Annotated in this window: 5 protein-coding genes; 4 read left to right on the top strand and 1 reads right to left on the bottom strand. The window is 51.4% G+C overall.

The annotated features are described in order from the left end of the window. The first annotated feature begins 70 nt into the window (after window positions 1-70). The 4 genes from D6694_00215 to D6694_00200 all read left to right on the top strand — a co-directional run bounded on the left by D6694_00215 (window position 71) and on the right by D6694_00200 (window position 2,205). The gene (locus D6694_00215) at window positions 71-496 is read left to right on the top strand and encodes a hypothetical protein (GenBank protein RMH48690.1); all 426 of its coding nucleotides are present in this window, start codon (window positions 71-73) and stop codon (window positions 494-496) included. Window positions 497-498: 2 nt separating this feature from the next. Beyond that, a complete protein-coding gene (locus D6694_00210) occupies window positions 499-1,317 on the top strand; it encodes a bifunctional DNA-formamidopyrimidine glycosylase/DNA-(apurinic or apyrimidinic site) lyase (protein RMH48689.1) in 819 nt (272 codons plus the stop codon). Window positions 1,318-1,433: 116 nt separating this feature from the next. Beyond that, window positions 1,434-1,850: a biopolymer transporter ExbD gene (locus D6694_00205; protein ID RMH48688.1), complete on the top strand. Its 417-nt coding sequence runs from the start codon at window positions 1,434-1,436 to the stop codon at window positions 1,848-1,850. Between the two features lie 37 nt (window positions 1,851-1,887). Further along, window positions 1,888-2,205, top strand: coding sequence for a DUF3301 domain-containing protein (locus D6694_00200; protein RMH48687.1), 318 nt, complete (start codon window positions 1,888-1,890; stop codon window positions 2,203-2,205). Here the strand turns inward: D6694_00200 and D6694_00195 are convergent. Beyond that, window positions 2,202-2,472, bottom strand: a 271-nt coding sequence (locus D6694_00195; protein RMH48686.1) for a YqcC family protein, incomplete at its 5' end; no start/stop codon positions are given. The two genes, D6694_00200 and D6694_00195, sit on opposite strands and share 4 nt — an antisense overlap.

Genomic DNA, 2,472 nt, shown 5'->3' with positions numbered 1-2,472 from the left:
CTCAACACGGCCTACATGGAAGCCATTGCGTGGGCAAAGGAAAGTCTCGAACTGTTGAACGGTTAGCAACATGGGCAACGAGCGTCAGTGGCTTAATGTGGTCATCTTTGTCACCGCGGCCATGATCATTCTGATCTTAGTGGTGCACAAGCATCTTGTCGAAAACAAAGGCCAACCTCAGATAGCTCCGGTGGTGCTGTGGCATGAGGATGTGGTGACGCATGTGTGGTTGGATGGCCGAGCCATCTCGCCCGAGACGGTCATTGACTGGCTAAAACTGTTGTCTCGGCCGCAATTGCCAAATGGGATAGAGACGGCTGACAATAAAGCACCGGAGCATGTGCTGGAAGTTCGCTCCGAACACCACTATGTCCGCTATGGCATCTCAGTAAATGACAACCAACTGGTGATAGCACTGCCGGAAAAATCACTTCGCTATTTATTCGACACAAGGCAAAATAAGCAATTGGTTCCCAATTGGCTGAGACATCAGTAAAGATGCCAGAATTGCCTGAAGTCGAAACAACCCGCCGTGGCTTATCGCCCCATCTTGAGGGCCGACGATTGCAGTCGATCGAGATTCGCCAGCGACATTTGCGTCACCCAATCCCGTTATCGCTAGAGAACAAGCTCACGAATCAAGTGTTGCAATGCATCGAACGTCGGGCAAAGTATCTGTTGTTTCGGTTTGAGCGAGCGATAGTCATCGCCCATTTGGGGATGTCTGGCGCCTTCCGGGTGATTCGGGAACATTCGTTTCCATGGAAGAAACACGAACACTTCCGGTGGCATTTCGAAAACAACGGCATTTTGTGTTACCACGATCCACGGCGGTTTGGCTTTCTCGATTACCGTGAAGACCTTGAGCACTTGCCGCCTTACTTGGCTAAACTGGGGCCCGAGCCGCTGTCGGATGATTTTTCAACTGATTATTTGTATCAACGAAGTCGTGGCCGCTCCGTCCCGATAAAGAATTTTATTATGGACCAAACGGTGGTGGCGGGCGTCGGGAACATTTATGCCTGTGAAGCCCTGTTTTTGGCCAAAATCAGGCCGACGACGCCCGCTGGAAAAATCGGACGTGACCGTCTGGCAAGACTTGTTGATGCGATCAAAGCCGTGCTGTCTCAGGCCATTGCGGCGGGTGGCACCACGCTCAAGGATTTTATTCGCACCGATGGTCGTCCTGGGTATTTCGCGCAACGTCTTGAGGTATATGGCCGTGATGATGCGCCTTGCTCCGTTTGCCAGCAGACCATACGGCGTATTGTGATTTCCGGCCGAAGCACATACTACTGCGCCGGTTGCCAAAGATAGGGCCGATATTTGTGGCTGATGCTGGACAGATGGGCGGGCGAACCGCTATAGTTAGCGTCTTATTGCTGGCAGTGCCAGCGGTTTTTGGTCACTGAATTGAATGTTTGAGCACAGTTATGAAAAGAAAACACAGCCATATTGCAGATGAAGCAGAAGTCGACATGACGCCGATGCTGGACATCGTGTTCATCATGTTGATTTTCTTCATTGTGACGACTTCCTTTGTCAAAGAGTCCGGTCTGGACATTCAACGGCCTGCGAATTCGCAAACCAATAGTGCTCAACAAACGAATGTGGAGCCGGTGGTGATTAGGATTTCGGCAGATGATCGCATTACGGTCAACAAGCGTGAAGTCGACTTTCGGGCCATCGAAGGGAATGTCCAAAGCCGTCGCTCACAGAACTCTAAAGCGCCGGTTATTGTCATCACACATCCAGATGCGTCGATGGACGTGGTCACCAAAGTGGTGGATGCGGTGAAACGCGCTGGCGTGGACAAGGTTAATGTTGCCACTGAGTCGGGTGAAAAGTAATTTGTCAGCAGGCCTAAGATTGGCCTGCTGTTGATGCATGCTATTTCGTCTTTTTTTTCTGGCCCTGCTTTCACTCGTTGCCGTCGTGTGGTGGCGTGGTGCGCGTGTGCGAGAAATCGCTGTCCATGCGGCACGCCGAACATGCACACGCCTTGGGCTTCAGTTTCTTGATGACACGGTCGCTTTAATTCAGTGGACACCGAAATACGAGCGGCAGCGTGGTCTGCATCTGGTTCGGCGCTATCGGTTTGAGTTTGCCACGGACGGTGAAAAGCGTTTTGAGGGCTTTGTGGACATGATTGGCAACGAGTTACACGGCGTCATATTGTCGCCGTATTCTGAGCCGACAGCTTAGGCATGACTCAGCAAATGATCAATTCGCGCGAGTATCTTACACAATCGACTCGCATCAAAACTCGCACCCTCATAAAACATCTCTGCCACGGGAGCAATAGCGCACTTTTCGGGCAACGCGGCTTGGTCAGAAATCGCCTGTCGTAACCTCGGGATCAATACCCATTGAAGCCACTGGTGCAGATCGAGAGTATCGATCATAAAAGGCTCAGTCGAGGAAAGCTGTTCAAAGGATGGCATATCGTGCTCCCATAGTGACAGTGCTCTG

It is taken from the genome of Gammaproteobacteria bacterium, assembly GCA_003696665.1.
In the GTDB taxonomy this organism is placed as follows: domain Bacteria; phylum Pseudomonadota; class Gammaproteobacteria; order Enterobacterales.
The sequence above is the reverse complement of the archived record's forward strand: the minus strand, read 5'-3'. Positions and strand labels throughout refer to the sequence as shown.